General features: G+C 41.6%; 10 protein-coding genes. 3 read left to right on the top strand and 7 right to left on the bottom strand.

What is annotated here, in order from left to right; genetic code table 11:
• Window positions 1-54 precede the first annotated feature (54 nt).
• The 5 genes from F927_RS08995 to F927_RS08975 form a co-directional block, all read right to left on the bottom strand.
• Complete coding sequence (locus tag F927_RS08995; protein WP_005083817.1) at window positions 55-1,434, bottom strand: CmpA/NrtA family ABC transporter substrate-binding protein; 1,380 nt, start codon at window positions 1,432-1,434, stop codon at window positions 55-57.
• Between the two features lie 304 nt (window positions 1,435-1,738).
• Entirely contained in the window at window positions 1,739-3,358 is a 1,620-nt protein-coding gene (locus tag F927_RS08990; RefSeq protein WP_005083815.1) for an ABC1 kinase family protein, read from the bottom strand.
• 12 nt (window positions 3,359-3,370) lie between these two features.
• Window positions 3,371-4,039, bottom strand: coding sequence for a ubiquinone biosynthesis accessory factor UbiJ (locus tag F927_RS08985; RefSeq protein WP_005083813.1), 669 nt, complete (start codon window positions 4,037-4,039; stop codon window positions 3,371-3,373).
• A 10-nt stretch (window positions 4,040-4,049) separates the two neighbouring features.
• Window positions 4,050-4,991, bottom strand: a complete 942-nt coding sequence (gene ubiE / locus F927_RS08980) for a bifunctional demethylmenaquinone methyltransferase/2-methoxy-6-polyprenyl-1,4-benzoquinol methylase UbiE (protein WP_005083811.1) — start codon at window positions 4,989-4,991, stop codon at window positions 4,050-4,052.
• A 191-nt stretch (window positions 4,992-5,182) separates the two neighbouring features.
• Complete coding sequence (locus F927_RS08975) at window positions 5,183-5,890, bottom strand: DUF8198 family protein (protein WP_005083809.1); 708 nt, start codon at window positions 5,888-5,890, stop codon at window positions 5,183-5,185.
• A 205-nt stretch (window positions 5,891-6,095) separates the two neighbouring features.
• On the opposite strand from F927_RS08975, the gene pap reads away from it, so the two are divergent.
• A complete protein-coding gene (pap, locus tag F927_RS08970; RefSeq protein ID WP_005083807.1) occupies window positions 6,096-7,514 on the top strand; it encodes a polyphosphate:AMP phosphotransferase in 1,419 nt (472 codons plus the stop codon).
• A gap of 29 nt (window positions 7,515-7,543) precedes the next feature.
• Here pap and tcuC read toward each other — a convergent pair whose 3' ends face one another.
• Together tcuC and F927_RS08960 are read right to left on the bottom strand one after the other, a co-directional pair.
• Entirely contained in the window at window positions 7,544-8,875 is a 1,332-nt protein-coding gene (gene tcuC, locus F927_RS08965) for an MFS transporter (protein WP_005083806.1), read from the bottom strand.
• A gap of 182 nt (window positions 8,876-9,057) precedes the next feature.
• Window positions 9,058-9,558: a hypothetical protein gene (locus F927_RS08960; protein ID WP_005083804.1), complete on the bottom strand. Its 501-nt coding sequence runs from the start codon at window positions 9,556-9,558 to the stop codon at window positions 9,058-9,060.
• 205 nt (window positions 9,559-9,763) lie between these two features.
• On the opposite strand from F927_RS08960, the gene F927_RS08955 reads away from it, so the two are divergent.
• Complete coding sequence (locus F927_RS08955; RefSeq protein ID WP_017394649.1) at window positions 9,764-13,414, top strand: exodeoxyribonuclease V subunit gamma; 3,651 nt, start codon at window positions 9,764-9,766, stop codon at window positions 13,412-13,414.
• A gap of 3 nt (window positions 13,415-13,417) precedes the next feature.
• Window positions 13,418-17,131, top strand: a complete 3,714-nt coding sequence (locus F927_RS08950; RefSeq protein WP_005083798.1) for a UvrD-helicase domain-containing protein — start codon at window positions 13,418-13,420, stop codon at window positions 17,129-17,131.
• The last annotated feature ends 53 nt before the right edge of the window (window positions 17,132-17,184 follow it).

Below are 17,184 nucleotides of genomic sequence, written 5' to 3'. Positions count from 1 at the left end.
GGCTAGATAAGTGTGCCTTTGTCATGGCGACACTTATCTCATGTTGGTAGAGAATTATTTCAGGCCAATTTTAAAAGACGCCAAGAATGCATTTGGCTGGTTGGCATCAAAGCGCACACCATCCAGTGCACTGGTTTCAGGTGCTTTGATATAGCTCGCAGTGCTAAAGTCAGGGAAATCTTCAGCCTTCATTTTTCCTTCAGCAATGAGTTCTTTTGCTGCTTGTGCATAGATTTCTGGTTGATAGGCTTTCTTGGCCATATCTAAATACCATTGGTCTGGCTTGGTTTCTGGGATATGTCCCCAACGACGCATTTGGGTCAACCACCAAACTGCATCTGAATAATAGGGAATGCCATATTGACCTTTATAAAAGATATTAAAATTGGGTACAGGGCGTTTATCACCTGCTTCAAATTCAAATGTTCCTGTCATACTGTTGGCAATCACCGCCTCATCTGCACCCACATAGTTGGGTCTTGAAATAATTTTGACGGCTTCGGAACGATTGGCATTATTGTCTTGATCTAACCAATACGATGCACGGATTAATGCTTTGACAACTTTAACTGTGGTGGTTGGGTTTTTCTCTGCAAAGTCTTTGGTCATACCAAATACTTTGTCTGCACCATCTTTCCACATTTGATCTGAGGTGGCGACAGGGACTCCAATTTTTCTAAACACGGCTTGCTGGTTCCACGGTTCACCCACGCAATAGCCCATGGTTGTACCCGCCTCCATCGTAGCAACCATTTGTGGTGGGGGAACCACTGAAAGCATGACATCTGCACCTTTATTGCCCGAGGTGTCGTTAGCATCATAAACACCAGGATTGACACCTCCAGCAGCTAACCAATAGCGCATCATGTAGTTATGTGTACCTACAGGAAAGGTCATCCCTAAATTAAATGGCTTCCCAGATGCTTTGGATTGGTCGGCTGCACCTTTTAGGGATGCAGCACTAATCGGGTGCTTCGGTTTGCCATTCTCCATACTCAATTGTGGTTTCATTTGTTGCCAAACAGTGTTGGAAACAGTGATTGCTGCGCCATTATAAGAAAGGGTAAATGGGGCAATGATTTCTTTATTACCGGTGATGCCTGTCATTGCACCAAGAGGCATCGCCGCGAGCATATGTGCGCCATCTAACTCACCGCCTGCAACACGGTCATACAAGACTTTCCAGTTAGATTGTGCTTCAAGCTGTACATTTAATCCTTCATCTTGGAAATAGCCTTTTTCATGGGCAATTGCTAAAGGCACCATATCTGTCAGCTTAATAAATCCAAGTTTAAGATTGGTTTTTTCAGCGCCAGTTGCTGTGTTTGAAACGGCATCCTTTGCTGTTTCTGGTTTTTTCCCACATCCGCTGAGCGATAAGACGACAGCAGTCATACACATCGTTAGACATGTTGATTTGACGAAATGTGACATAATCGTTAGACCCCTATTTTGATATCTCTTGGTCATCAGCTTGGTGATCTATGCTGATTGATATTTTATTTTTGCTTGTGAGCGGTGTGATAGGGGCGTGCAAAAAAAAGACAATACAAAATCATGATGACGCCCTCACAACTCAATCCATATATATGGACAAGCAGTTCTACGGGCATCATTGGCCGTGAATTAAAAAAATCACCTTTGATTTTTTATAATTATGAAGTAGCAACTTGTATGCCAAATCATCAAAGGTCTATACATTATTGTTTTATAATTTAAGTGTGAAATACCAAAACTACTATTTAGTCATACGCCAAAGCGCTAGTAGACTGCTTAAAACGATCAATACAATTGAGATAAACCAAGGGCTTATAATTGCAATCGTCAGCATAATCAACATGGTGCTACCAAACATCCAGCTGCGACGTTGTTGCTGTTGCATTTGTAAACGCATTTGTTGAATTTCTTTGAGCTGTTTGTCATGCCATGCAGATTGATTTTTTAAACCATTGAGACTATCAATCAGCAGACTCGGTAGATCCTGAGCGCCCAATAATAGATCAGGAATTTGTTGCCCAATCTCTTTGACATTTTTTACTGGGTTCATATTGGCTTTGACCCACTCAGTCAAAATAGGTTTTGCCAATTTCCAGATATCAAGCTGAGGGTAAAGGTCTGTGCCTAAGCCTTCAACATGAACCAACGTCTTTAACAACAACATCAGTTGTGGTGGAATTTCCAAATGGAATCGACGTGCAATATCCATCACCTGAATCAAAATGCCTGCGAAATCCAATTGATCCATTGGTTTTGATACCATTGGACCGACAGTACGACGCATTTCTCTTGATAATGCATCTTGATCAGTGCCCGGTGGAATCCAGCCTGCTTGATGCACGATCTGAATCAACTGCATGAAGTTACTGTTCATGACGGCAAGTAGCATCCGCGCAACCGTCATTTGATCGGACTTGGATAATTCGCCCATGATGGCACAATCTAGTGCAATAAAACGCGGATTGCTTGGGTTAATGGTTTCAACAAAGACATTACCCGGATGCATGTCTGCGTGGAAAAAGTTGTCACGAAATACTTGAGTAAAGAAAATGGTCAAGCCTTTTTCTGCCAAATCAGCGCGATCCATGCCAAGACGATCAAAGGTCGCGATATCTGAAATAGGAACACCGGTGATACGTTCAGCCACCATTACATCTTTACTGTCCATGTACACTTCAGGCACATACATCATGCTTGAGCCAGTAAAGTAGTGTCGCATACGACGGGTATTGTCTGCTTCTAAGCTTAGATCCAGTTCATTTAAGATAATTTGGCGATAATCTTGAATAATTTCAGATAAATGTAAGGCTCGAGCAGCCTCTAAACGATTTTCTAGCCAATCACCAAGCCATGCTAAAATTTCAAAATCTTGTAGGATTTGACGACGAATATCAGGGCGAGTGACTTTAACCACGACTTCACGACCATCATGCAACGCCGCGGTATGCACTTGGGCGATGGATGCAGCAGCGAGCGGTTGCTCATCAAAACGCAAGAATAAGGTGTCAACATCCGCCTTTAGCGACTCTTGAATACGCTGCTTAGCAAGTTGTGTGTCATAGGGTTTTACGCGGTCTTGTAATAACACCAGTTGTGATAATACTTCAGGTGGAATTAAATCGCGGCGAGTTGAAAGTAATTGACCGAGCTTAATCGCTAACGGTCCCATATCTTCTAATGCTTCTTTGAGCTTAAGTGGATTCTTTTTCTCACGACTTGACCACGCAGCAGGGTGCATTTTGATGACATTTAATGCATGGCGTGCTTTTACTGGTAATTCTTCCGCAGGGAACAAGGTATCAAGGCGGTAATGTGCTGCAATACGCCAGAGTTCAAGTAACCGTGTAATATGCGGAATCATATGAAATTTTACCTAGTCTTGTGTGGGATTAAACTGAGATTGTAACTGCTGAAATTTTGCTTCTAAACGATCTAATTCTTGATTGAGCTGACGAGTCTCTCGATTCAGATCATCCATTTGCCAACGCGGAGCAAATAAACCGCTATCTTCTTTGAGCGCATCTTCGACAAAGAATAAATGACTTTGCAACGAGCGTTTTATGTGTTGAGGCGCAAGCTGAATTTTCCCTAACTCATGTGCGAGTTGTGGTCCAATCCAAGGGGATAAATGTGCTGCCAGATCTGGTTCGGCTTGTTGCATGATCCGTTGAATATCTTGCAATAAGTGATAATCACCTTCCAGTGGAATATTGCCAATTTGATCCATGTCGCTGAGTAGCAATTTGACTAAAGCCACCACGTTTTCAACATGTAAAGTTGCGGTCGCATCGACTATTTTATGTTGAGGATCTAAAGGACGTTGTTCAAAAATAGAAGCGGTTTGACTCTGTCCTGTGACAGTGGGTTCGAGACGAACTTTATTTTCATCAAAAAACACATCAACAGAAAGTTGCGGACTGTCGATCACAACTCTCAATAGTTGACCTTGTAGCTGATTGAGTTGAATACGTGTAATCGCATCCAAATCAATCATTTGATGAATGATACGTTCGACTGCACCAAGTGCTAAAATCGACCACATATCTTAAGCCTTACAATTTGAATCCGCGGTGAACTGCAACAATACCACCTGTTAAGTTGTGGTAGTCACAGCTTTGGAAGCCTGCATTTTCCATCATGCCTTTGAGGGTACGTTGGTCTGGATGCATACGAATTGATTCTGCAAGATATTTATAGCTTTCAGAATCATTTGCCACCAATTTACCCATGATCGGAAGTGCGGTGAATGAGTAAAAATCGTAGAGTTTTGAAAATGGTTCAAAAACAGGTTTTGAGAACTCAAGTACCAATAAACGACCACCTGGCTTAAGTACGCGGTACATCGCTTGTAAAGCCGCATCTTTGTCCGTCACGTTACGTAAACCAAAACTGATTGTCACTAAATCAAAACTATTATCCGCAAATGGTTCTAAAGTTTCTGCATTGGCCAGTACGAAATCAACATTGGTACAACCTGCATCAATTAGACGGTCACGACCAACGTTCAGCATTGATTCATTGATATCTGAAAGAACAACATGTCCCTGAGGGCCAACTTCACGGCTAAACACTTTGGCTAAGTCACCCGTACCGCCAGCGATATCTAGCACGTGCTGACCACGACGAACGCCTGACATATTGATCGCAAAGCGTTTCCATAAACGGTGAATACCAAATGACATCAGGTCATTCATGATGTCGTATTTGCTCGCCACGGAATGGAAGACTTCTGCAACTTTTTGTGCTTTTTCATCACTGCTTACGGTTTGGTAACCAAAGTGTGTGGTTTCACCGACATTGCCTGTATTGGCACCACGCGGCAAGTTGTATTTCGGTACTGAACCTGTAGGTGTCGAAGCAAGACCTTGTTGTAATGATTGTTGCTGACCTTGTGGTGTGCCTTGAGGCAGTGGCGAGCTTAGGAATGGACTGACTTTGTCTGAACTTGGTTTTTGCTCAACTTCTGGGGTAGGCTGTTGGTTTTCGTTAGACATTGTTTTCTCCTAAACTTTCGTTCTAGCGGCACGAATCAGCATGCATAATGACAGATTTTGTATTTTTTTACAGGCTTTGCTGCGTAATTGTTATGAATAATATACAGAAACTCATTTTCCCAAAAGTTTTTTTAAATTGAATTGGCGAGTGATAAATCTCCCTCTACATTGAGAGGGAGCAATGCATCACTTTAAGCTTGGAACGGGTTTGGATGTCCAGCATGGACTTTATCAATAATTTCACGTTCTTTTTCTGTAAAGGTTTGGATAAAGCTGGCTGCTGACTTCATCGGTTTCATCGCTGCAAAACCTTCTTGAATAAAGGCATACATGCGTTCAAATTGATATTTATTGGCGATCCCTTTACACATTTTAAACGCAGCATACATCATGGTCGAGCGCATATATTTGTCTAATGTTAGGCCTAGCTCATCCAGTAACTGTAATTGTTCATATCGAGCTTCACCTTGATCTAATTTGATTAAGGTTTGACGCATGATTTCATCTGTGAGCGGTGTGTCCAAAGGGTAATCTTGTAAGAGCTGAATCGCGACTTGTTCATCCAATTGTGTTGCGAGGACTGCAAGACTGACCGATTTGGTTCCTGTTTTGATTGCATTTTCAGGGAGCAGGCTTTCTGCTTTATGCGCATATTTCAAGAGACGTTCGATTTGCTGAGCCATGGCATCAAAATCAGGTCCGCCATATAACCGATTTAAAAAATACTGAGCCATCAGTTGATTCTCAGGCAGGGCAAAAAACGCTTGGTGTGTAGCCGCGATACGAGTCTTCATCCATGCTTGAACTTCATGCAGACGTTGTGCAATCGCTGGATCTTGGTGGTAATTTAAATTTTGATATTTTAATAAAAGATCATCAAATGCAGCGAGTTTTGACATATTTGAACTCTATGAAAATAAAACCATGAAATCATAGGCTGCATCATACCCAAGAACTATGACAGCATAAACGTTAAATGTTTAACAATTGGTCACTGTGGCTATACACTGACAATATCTACAGAAATTGTACATTTGTGTTTCTAAACACCAAAGCAGTTATGACTATACTCGATGTTATTAAATCATGCACTTAGGGTGAAAAATGAATGCGCAAACCCCTGTATTTGAATTGCGAGATGAAGATGAGCTGTCTTTAGATTTGATCGAAGCACAATATGCTTTAAGAGAGAGTCGGGACCAGAAAAATGCAAAAAGTGTTTTGGTCTTGGTCAGTGGGATTGAGTTGGCCGGAAAAGGTGAAGCCGTTAAACAATTGCGAGAATGGCTGGACCCTCGTTATTTGCGAGTAAAAGCGGATGCTCCTCAGCGCTTATCAAGCGATCAGGCATTTTGGCAGTCTTATACTCGATTCATCCCCGCAGAAGGACAAATTGTGGTGATGTTTGGCAATTGGTATAGCGATTTACTTGCAACCGCGATGCAGGATCCCAAAGCATTCAAAGACAGTACCTTTGATCAATATGTTCAGAAGATGCGTGATTTTGAAAATGATTTGCGACAAAATCATGTCCATGTGATCAAAGTTTGGTTTGATCTCTCATGGAAATCCTTACAAAAGCGTCTAGATCAGGTTGATCCATCTGAACAGCATTGGCATAAATTGCATGGATTAGATTGGCGTAATAAAAAACAATACGATACTTTGCAAAGCTATAGTCAGCGATTTACGGATGATTGGTTCATCATTGATGGTGAGGACGAAAAGCGCCGTGATCAATGTTTTGCTCAATACATATTACAAACTTTACAGGCTTTACCAGAGCATCCAACACAAGTCGAGCAGACATGGCAACAGGCCAGTATTCCTAAAGAATTATTAGTACCAGATCAGAACGTATTGGAAAAAGAGCAATATAAAGATCAGTTAAATGAACTCACCCGTAAAGTTGCTGAGGCGATGCGTTGTGATAAGCGGAATGTCATTATTGCCTTTGAAGGCATGGATGCTGCGGGCAAGGGCGGGGCTATCAAACGTATCGTCAAAAAACTTGATCCACGCGAATATGAAATTCATACCATTGCAGCACCAGAGCGTTATGAGTTACGTCGTCCATATTTATGGCGGTTTTGGAATAGATTGAATGATAGTGGCAAAATCACCATTTTTGACCGAACTTGGTATGGACGTGTCTTGGTGGAGCGAATTGAAGGTTTTGCATCCACAGTGGCGTGGCAACGTGCCTATGATGAAATCAATCGGTTTGAACAGAATCTAACGGATTGTCAGACGGTGATTGTCAAAATCTGGTTAGCAATCAGTAAGGATGAGCAAGCGCGTCGTTTTAAAGAACGCGAACAGACCTTGCATAAGCGCTTTAAAATTACGGAAGAAGATTGGCGTAACCGAGATAAATGGGATCAATATTTAGAAGCCGCCGCAGATATGTTTGAACAAACGGATACTGCAAATGCGCCTTGGCATGTGATTGCGACAGATGATAAATACACTGCAAGAATTGAAGTTTTGAAGGCGATATTAAAACAGCTGAACGTTGATTAATCGTTCAGCTGTAAAAGGTGCAAACGCTTTTATTTATCAGAAATAAGTGCAGCGTGTTGATCAATTGAATGTTGATGGGTTGAGACGTTGCCACGAATCATTTGCTGTTGGCGGAAAATAATTAAGGTGGCAATGAAGCTAATGATTGCAGCAAGCATCAACCAAAAGGCTGGCATACTTTTGCTACCAGAACTTTGTACCAGATAGGTCGCAATCATTGGCGTTAGCCCACCAAATACCGAGGTTGCTAAACTATAAGCAACCGAGAAACCTGCGATTCGAACTGAGCTTGGCATGATTTCAGTGAGAGAAACCACTAGTGCACCATTATAAAAACTATAAAGTAGTGATAACCACAGCAATGCGAGCAGCATATGAGCCAAACTGATGTCATGGGCTAACCAGTTCAGTAAAGGATAGGCACTCAGAAAAATCAGTACCGAGGTGATAATCAGTAATGGTTTTCGACCAAATTTATCAGAAAGATGACCGCCAATAGGGAGGAGCAAGAAGTTGCTTGCGCCAACCATGACGGTTGCAATTAAACTTTCAGTGCTGCTGAGATTAAGGACTTCTTTACCATAGGTCGGTGTGTAAACAGTAATGAAATAAAACATGGTGGTGGTGGTGGCAACCATACACATTCCAAGCAACACAATTTTCCAGTTTGCCGCCAGTGTGCGCATGATTTGCTGCGTGGTTGGATGTTCTTTGCGAGCACTAAATGCTTCAGTCTCTTGCAATGATTTTCGTAACCAAAAAATGAAAGGAATAATTGCGCAACCGACGAAGAACGGAATACGCCACGCCCACGCATCGACTTGTGCCTTGGTGAAAATGAGACTGACAATATAACCCAACGTAGCGGCAAAAATGACAGCGACTTGTTGGCTTGCGGATTGCCAACTGGTAATAAAACCACGATTATGAGGCGCTGCGATTTCTGATAAATATACTGAAACACCGCCAAGTTCTACACCTGCTGAAAATCCTTGAGCGAGTCGACCGATGAAAATAAGAACGGTGGCTGCAAACCCAATGCTGGCATAACCAGGCGTCAGTGCAATCAATAATGAACCGGCTGCCATAATACTTAAGGTGACCATTAAGCCTTTGCGTCTTCCGATGCGATCAACGTAAGGACCAAGGACCAAAGCACCAATTGGACGCATTAAAAAACTCACCGCAAAGATCAAAAAAGTTTTCATCAGTGCGGCATAGCTGCTATCAGCGTGGAAAAAGGTTTCTCCTATGGCTTTTGCGTACAGCCCAAATAGAAAGAAATCATATTGTTCGAGAAAGTTCCCACTTGTGACATTAAAAATGGCACGTATTTTTGACGTTGTTTGTCCGTGTTGCACAACGACTCTCCATCATTTATTTGTCATCGTGGGATGGAGAATAAAAATACAATCTTGATCTAAACTTAAAAAATTAAGTGAATATTAACGTTTCTGTGGTTTTTGTGTATGTGATCGCCGTCCTTTGAATCTATCGTTTCAAAGGACGGCGTTGATGAATGTTTTATTAGGTCGGAGCAAAGTTAGTTCGGGGCAAGACTTTTCTGTTGGATTCTTTTCGCAAGGTTATAACAGTCTTGGATGTGTAATTCGGTAATTTTTTTCATCATAAAATAACCTAAACTTGCAGCAACGATTTGCCCGCCTAAAGGAATAAATTTGGTGACTTGCTTGGTTGCGATTTTTGCAAAAAAGCCGTTAAAGGATTTTTTCATAGCAGTACGCGCGACCAATAAGCCTGAAAACTCAAATCCACGCTTACGAAGTTCATTCCAATGAATTTTTTTAGTTTCAGGGTCATATACACTGATGTGTTCGGGTGCAAGACCAAAACGGGTATTAATCTCTGGAATAATGTGAGTGAGCATACTGAGATCGACCACCACATCAAAGAAAGGAATCGGAACAATCGCTGCTCCTGCTGAGTAATAAGCAGTTTTTTTGGTACGTTCTAAGCATTCTTGGCGAATTTGTTCCAAATTTAAATTTGGGTCAATAAAGTCAGGCGCTTTTTCAATTTTCATAAAGTAATACCTAAGTTTGTCCCTTGAATATTGGATTTTGAAGTGTATATATAACGAGTAAGCAATCCATTATTCAATCGTATTTAAAATAAATTTATATTTCATGTTGCCTAACGTGACATAGTTCTACAAGCTTGTATAGTGATGATTGTGTACGAATTTGTGCATAAATAGGGTGTTTTTGATCAATGGGGTTCAGTTAAGCATGGGTATTCATGTTATTCAAAGTCAAAGCCTTGAGGTGTTATTAAAAGGCGTGATGACAGCAATTACCCAACCAAGTCACTCTCCATTGCAAGTATTTCATACGCAGCATTTTATTGTGCCGAGTCCTGCTCAAGAACAGTGGCTGACCCAGAAGATTGCTGAACAGCAGGGAATGACGGCAAACTATCAGTTTCATCATCGTATTCGCGGATTTCAATGGTTTGCCTATCAACAGGTCCTTGATAATAAGGAAAAAGTACGTAAAGCCAATATTCCACGTCTGATTTTAAAATGGCGTATTCATCAAGCTTTGCAACCCTTTATTCAGGCTGAACAGATCACTCTTGAGCCTGAACATCCTCTCTATTCGATTGTGCAACGAATTTATGATAGTGCGGACCAGTTGCAACAAAGCACTGAAAAGCAACTCAAAAAACAAAGCATGTTGTATTGGGTCGCTGAGCAAGTTTCGCATTTATTTAATAACTATATGATCTACAGGGGACATTGCCAAAGAGGCTGTGGTGATGCTTGTACGTGCTCGACCAATTGGCTTTCGACTTGGGGGCAAAATAAAGCACTCGATATCGAAAATTTGATCTCAAAAACGGATCAGCAGATCTCAGCATTTAGCTTACAACAAACGCAACAATTAGAGGCATGGCAGCGTTGGCTATGGCAAAACCATTTTCATGATGACTATGTGGAAATGCAAACTATCGATGCGGAGTTTTGGCAGCTTTTAGACAACCAACAGAGCCGTGCACAAGCATTGGCGCAATTACCAGCACAAGTGATTGTGTTTACCTTATTAGATTTGCCGCCCAGTCAATTACAGTTTTTACGTCGTTTGGGGCAATATCTGGATGTGGTGATTTTGCACTATAACCCTTCACAAGAGTATTGGGCGGATAGTGTCGATCCGTTGTGGAAGCAGCGTTATGACTTGGGAGTGAAAGAACGTTTTATTGGCAAAAATCCAAAAGCCACTGACGCTGAAATCTCAGCATTTTTTGAAAGTTTTAGTTTAGGTTTTAATGCGTTAAATCGTGAATCGCGACATCCGCTTTTGACGCGTCTGGGTAAACAAGCACGAGATCATTTCTCCTTGTTGTCACAATTGGCTACAGGAGAAGAAGGGAGGTGGGTCGATGCTTTTATTGATCATTTTCCTGAAACCTTATTAGGCAAGATACAGTCTGATATTTTTTATTTAGCCGAACCTAAAGCCGAACAATATAAATTGGCTGCTGAAGATCATTCGGTTCAAATTCATGTGTGTCACTCCAGTTTAAGGCAGCTGGAAGTCCTCAAAGAGCAATTAATTCACTGGTTATCACAAACGGATGCAGTACCACGCCGTCCGAGTGATGTCTTGATTTTAACGCCAAATTTGGCGGAATTAGAACCTCTGATTCGCAGTGTATTTCCTGCGGTTCCAAATGAACACGATGTATTTTTACCCGTCAAAATTGCAGGCGTGGCGCAACTGGATGCTTTAAATGCTTGGCGTGCAGTAGTGGGCCGGTTGCAACTGACGCAAGGTCGCTTTACTCAAGATGATTTTGCCGATTGGCTCAATCTTGCTGCGACCCAACAACGCTATGGTTTGGATTACACACAAACCCAGCGGGTTTTAGATTTACTCAATGATGCAGGCTTTAAACGTGGTTTAGATGAAGCACATCTCAAACAAACACTTAGTGCTGAGGATAGGGATTACCGCTATAGCTTTAAGTTTGCTCTAGATCGTTTGGCATTAGGTATTGCTGTACCTGCACATGTGATGGTGCAGCAAACCTTGAGTTATGCGTTGGTGCAGCCCAGTGATTTTGAATTGATTGGTATTCTGATTCAGATGTATCAGGATCTGTCTGCGCGCCGAGATTGGTTGGTGGTGCATGAACAGGGACAGCGTTTACCTGTAGAAATATGGTTAAAACGACTTAAAGAAGATATACAAGAATTTGAGCAAGCTGACATTGTGGCATTAAAAACCGTTCGTGAGATTATTCAAAAACAAGAACGTATGCTGACTTTGGCAAGCTATTATGATGATGCTGAAACACAGCTTCGCCAAATATCTTTACCGTTGCCTTATATCCTCGAGGAAATCCAACGCACTTTAGAGAGTCAATCTGCGCAAGTGGAACCCACAGGACAAATCACGTTTAGCCAAATTGGACAGATCCGCCCGATTCCTTATCGCTTAATTGTGTTGTTAAATTTAGATACAGGTAAATTTCCAAATCGCGATAGCCATATTCCATTTGATTTGATGGATGCACTACGCCAACAACTGGGTGATCGTTCTCGTTTAGAAGATGATCAAGGGGCTTTTCTGGATGCGGTGCTATTGGCGCAAGAGCAATTATGGTTGTTCTATAATGGCTTTGATATTAATGACGGTGAGGTCCGAGAACCTTCAAGTATTTTGCAAGGTTTCCGTGATCACTTGGCATTGGTTGTGAAAGCCCCTCTCTCTAAATCTCTCCCAGAGGGAGAGACTTCCTTTAATTCTTTTGGGGAAGACTATGAGAAACTCCAGATTCCACCACAGCTCTACCCACTTTATCATCTGCATCGCTTGCAACCTTTTGATCCACTCGGTTTTTTAGCAGAGCAAAGTTATACGCGTTTTCAAGATCATTGGTTTAAAGTGGCATCACAAATTCAGCAAGTCAAAGGTGAGCGCCAAACTTGGGTCAATAGTACTTATCCAATTGAGCTGAATGAAATGGTGGTCTTGGACAGCCAGCAATGGATTCAAGATATCACCTTTCCAGCAAGACTATATCTAAAAACATTAGGGGTAGAGAATCTAAGTGTCACTGACTTGGTTGATCAAAACGAGCCTTTGCTATTAGATGGTTTAGGTAAATATGCAATTCGCCATTTTTTACAGCAACAGGATAATCAAGCGACGCCAGCAGTTTTGCAAGATCAGTTGCCTGTAGGGAAAGTGCAGCAAAGTGCTTGGCAACAAAGTTGTCTAGAGCAACAGCGTTTGTTGGAGCGACTACAACAATATGCAGTCGCACCGACTGAAACAACGCAGCGAGTTTGGCGCATTTCCAAACAACTGCAAATGAGTTGTGTGACTCCGAAACAAAATACACAAGACTGGGTCAGCCTAGATGCATCGAGTGCACGTGCTAAACGCTTCGCTAAAGTGTGGCTGGAATATTTACTGTGGTTGGCGATATTGAATCATGATTCAGCAGCCTCGAAGCGCCGTATCGTAGTGTTTAGCGATCAGACTGTGATTTGCGAAGGTTTAAGTGCTCAGCAAGCGCAGCAGTATTTACAAGCATGGTTACAACTTTGGCAAACTGGGCAACAACAACCAGTGGTGTTGCCAGCAGCTTTACTGCTTAAGCCTTTGGAAAAAGGCAAACACTATGATTGGGTTGAACAGGGTAGCCAGCAGGTTTTAGTCGAAGACAGCCAAAAGCAGGTGTTGAAAGATTGGAATGATACTGGTGATTTTTCAGGTTTTGATATGACACAAAACGAGGCGTGTAAACTGCATCGAGATTGGCAATTCATTCTACAAGAACAAGATGCGAGCGCATTATTGCAATACGCTTGTGATCATTATAGTTATGCGCTGTATCAACCCATTTTTGAATTTTTACGCGTGGAGTAAGGCATGAGTTCAAAATTTCCTGTGTCTTATCAACCCATTTGTGATATTCAATTTGAAGGTCTACATCTGATTGAAGCATCGGCTGGAACGGGTAAAACGTATACTTTGTCGAGTTTGATGGTTCGCATTTTCTTAGAAAAATATTTGCCTAATCAAGTGATTGCGACGACCTTTACCCGCGCTGCCGCCGCAGAGTTAAAAAGCCGTATCCGTGCTCGATTGATTGAAGTACAACAATATTTAGAACCAATGCGAACGGTATTGGAAAGTGATATTTACATACGTGCAGCGCAAGAATCTGATCCGTTGAAGCAGCATTTACTCAAAACTTTTGCTCCGCGTATTGCCTATGCCTGTGAACGTTTAAAACTAGTGATCGACCAATTAGATGAGCTATTCGTGGGAACACTGGATAGCTTTAGCCAAAAGTTATTGCGTGAGTTTGCCTTTGAAAGTGGCAAGATCGAACGTGCTCAAATCACTGAAGATGCGAAAGCTTATACACGTCAATTGATCCATGATGTATTACGAGAATGGATTCAATCACAACCCCAACATGTCATTGATGCACTTTATAGTGTGGGGGCACTTAAAAGTGTGGATCATTTTGTCGGGATGGTTGAGAGCTCTTTAAATTTTAGCTCTGCACAATTTAAATTACCTGACATGCCTGAAATTGAGCTTGCTCAATTACAACAGTGGCAACAACAAGCACAGCAAATAGACCTCAGTACTTTGGCTGAATATTTTAATTTAGATGGCGCATATTATTCTCATATTAATGGTACTTCGTTTCGTAACAACGCTTTCAATAAGCTCTTTTGTGAGTCTTTACCGCAGCTATTAAAAGCGCTCGCAGATCCGCAAAATATACAGGTCTTTGATAGTTATTTTTCAGATGCTCGAGAAACTGTTTTTAAATTTTTAGACAAGCTCGACAGTCAGAAGATTTTTAAAAAATGTCCCGCTGAAGTCTCGGATGGTTTTTATCAGCACCCTACGATTCTACACATTCAAAAACTTTGCCATTCTGTAAAAGAGACACAACAACAATTTGAACAATTACAAGTGTATCTAAAAGCGTATTTGTGTATTGAAGTCAAAAAACGCTTACCGCAAGTGTTACAGCAAAAAGGCGAAACCACTTTTGCCCAACAAATCAAAACCTTGTCAGAAGCATTAAAAGGTGAGCAAGGTCAACGTTTTGCGGTATTTGTACAGGCACGTTATCCGTTGATTTTGGTGGATGAGTTTCAAGATACTAACCAAGATCAGGATGATATGTTGGCGACCATTTGGCGACATCCACAACGTTACCAAAAAGGCTGCATGATCATGGTGGGCGACCGTAAGCAGGCAATTTATGGTTTCCGCGGTGGTGATATGCTGACCTTTTTAAATGCTTATCAAGACATTATGTCGAAGCAGGGTCGTGAATATAAGCTGATTCATAACCATCGCTCAGTCAAAGAGTTGGTTGAAGTTGTGGATGTGTTATTTCAACGGCAAATGGATTTTGGTGAGCAGGTACTTTATGACCCAATTCAAGCGGGTTCACGCCCGCATCCTGCATTGATTGAAAATGGGCAACTCAACCCTGCACCGTTACGTTGGTTACAACTACAAGATGGTAATGAACAAGCAACCCAAGTGGCTTGGAAGATTCAAAGCCTACTCAATCAAGCCCATTTGCAACAATTATATCTAGATGGAGACAATCACCAAGTCATCAGTGAAGATGACATTGCGGTTCTTTCACGTAGTCATCGTCAATTAGATGAAGTTCAATATGCTTTAGAGCGATTAGGCATTCGCGTCAATCGTCCATCAAAACGCAGTGTGTTTGATTCAAAGATCGCGCAAGATGTTGGCGCATTACTCACCGCATTGTTGCATCCTTATGATGAAGCCAAATTAAAACGTGCTTTACTCAGCCGTTTATTTGGTTTCGATCTGTCACAACTAGTCGCACTTGAGCAAAGTGCAGAAGGGCTGAGTCATTATATTCAGCAGTTCGATGACATCCGCGAAATGTGGCGCAATCAAGGCTTCTTGGTGGCATGGCAACGTTGTTTAAATCAATTTGAAATTTGGCAGCAATTGGTCGCAACCCAAAGTAAAGATAATGAACGGGCAGTGGTCAACTTACGCCATCTCACTGATATTTTGAGTCAGCACAGTGAGCATGTTCAAGGCATCCACAACCTCTATCATTGGTATTTAAAACAACTCCATTCTCCAAGTGACCGAGAGTGGGAGCTGGAGCATAAGCTATCCAGTGAAGCGGGTGTGCAGTTGATGACCATTCATCAATCCAAAGGTCTAGAATTTAAAATTGTATTTTTACTTGGCGCGAACAAAGCATTTTCTGAAATGCAGAAGACCTTAAATTTCTCCACCACTGAAATTCAAATCCCTGAGACAGGACAGACTCGAACCCAACGCGTTGTGGCAATCGCAGATAAAAACTTTTTGCAACAAACTGAACTCGATCAGCATCAGCAACGTGCGCAGGCTGAGCAAAATCGATTATGGTATGTGGCATTAACGCGTGCGAGTCACCGTGTTTATGCGATATTTGAACCTGAAAAAGGCGATAAAAATAAATTATCAGGTTTGGCATTTTGGAAAAACCACGGAGATATTTTTCAGCATCCATATAGTGTTGAAGATCATTTGTTGTTGGAACGCCCAGCTTCTTTACGAACACAAGAAACTCAGCCAGAGCGATTATTAGCCGCTGAGCCTTTACCTACACAACGTTTTTATGCGCGTGGAAAAACCAGTTTTAGTTATTTGGCACAGCATCTTAAGCATAAAGCCAATCGCCTTGATCGCTTAGCGAATGCGGATCAACAGTTTGATCAGGCTGAAGATGAAATCAATCTCTTAACAGTTGAAAGTGTTGCGGTATCACAGCCGATTGCTTGGATTAAACAATATTTTCCAAAAGGGACGTTGGCAGGAAATTTCCTGCATGAGATTTTTGAGCAGATTGACTTTCAGCATCCTGAAACATGGATCGAGGAAATTCGCCGCCGTTTTAAGAATACTTATCAAGGTTTATGGGTCGCATTATTAGAACAATATCAGCAACATTTTCCTGAGCAAGAGAATGCTGAACAGCAGTTATATCAGTGGATTGCGTTGTGGTTAGCAGATGTACTGCAAACACCACTCAACCAAGGTTTTCAATTACAACAATTAGTCGCAGGACAGTATTTATCAGAGTGTCCATTTTACTTAGCCTTATCCGATCGTGTGTTAGCGATGCAGCGCGTACAACAGTTATTTGAAGAATATGACATTCAAATGCCTGAGTTTATTGATGCGAAATCAGCACGTTATTTGAATGGTTCGATTGACTTGGTTTACTTTGATGGACAGCGATACCATATTGCTGATTATAAGAGTAATTATTTGGGTGAGAATCAAGCAGATTATCAATCTACACAAATTGCTGAAAGCATGTCTTTATCCAGTTATTGGCTTCAAGCCGCTTTATATTTGGTGGCATTGCACCGTTATTTAAGCGTGAAATTGCAAAATTATCGTATCGAGCAGCACTTGGGTGGTGCGTCTTATTTATATTTGCGTGGTATGAATGGACAAGCAGATCAAGGCTATTTTTATTGGAAACTTGAGGATGAGTTTGTCTTGCGTTTAGACGCAATATTGGGATATTTCTCTGAGGATAAACAAGGAAAAGGTGTGTAGATAAAATGGCTAAATTTAAATTAAACAAAATCTTATCTTGTGGATAAGCTTGT

The sequence above is a fragment of the Acinetobacter haemolyticus CIP 64.3 = MTCC 9819 genome (genome assembly GCF_000369065.1).
Classification (GTDB): domain Bacteria; phylum Pseudomonadota; class Gammaproteobacteria; order Pseudomonadales; family Moraxellaceae; genus Acinetobacter; species Acinetobacter haemolyticus.
The sequence above is the reverse complement of the archived record's forward strand: the minus strand, read 5'-3'. Positions and strand labels throughout refer to the sequence as shown.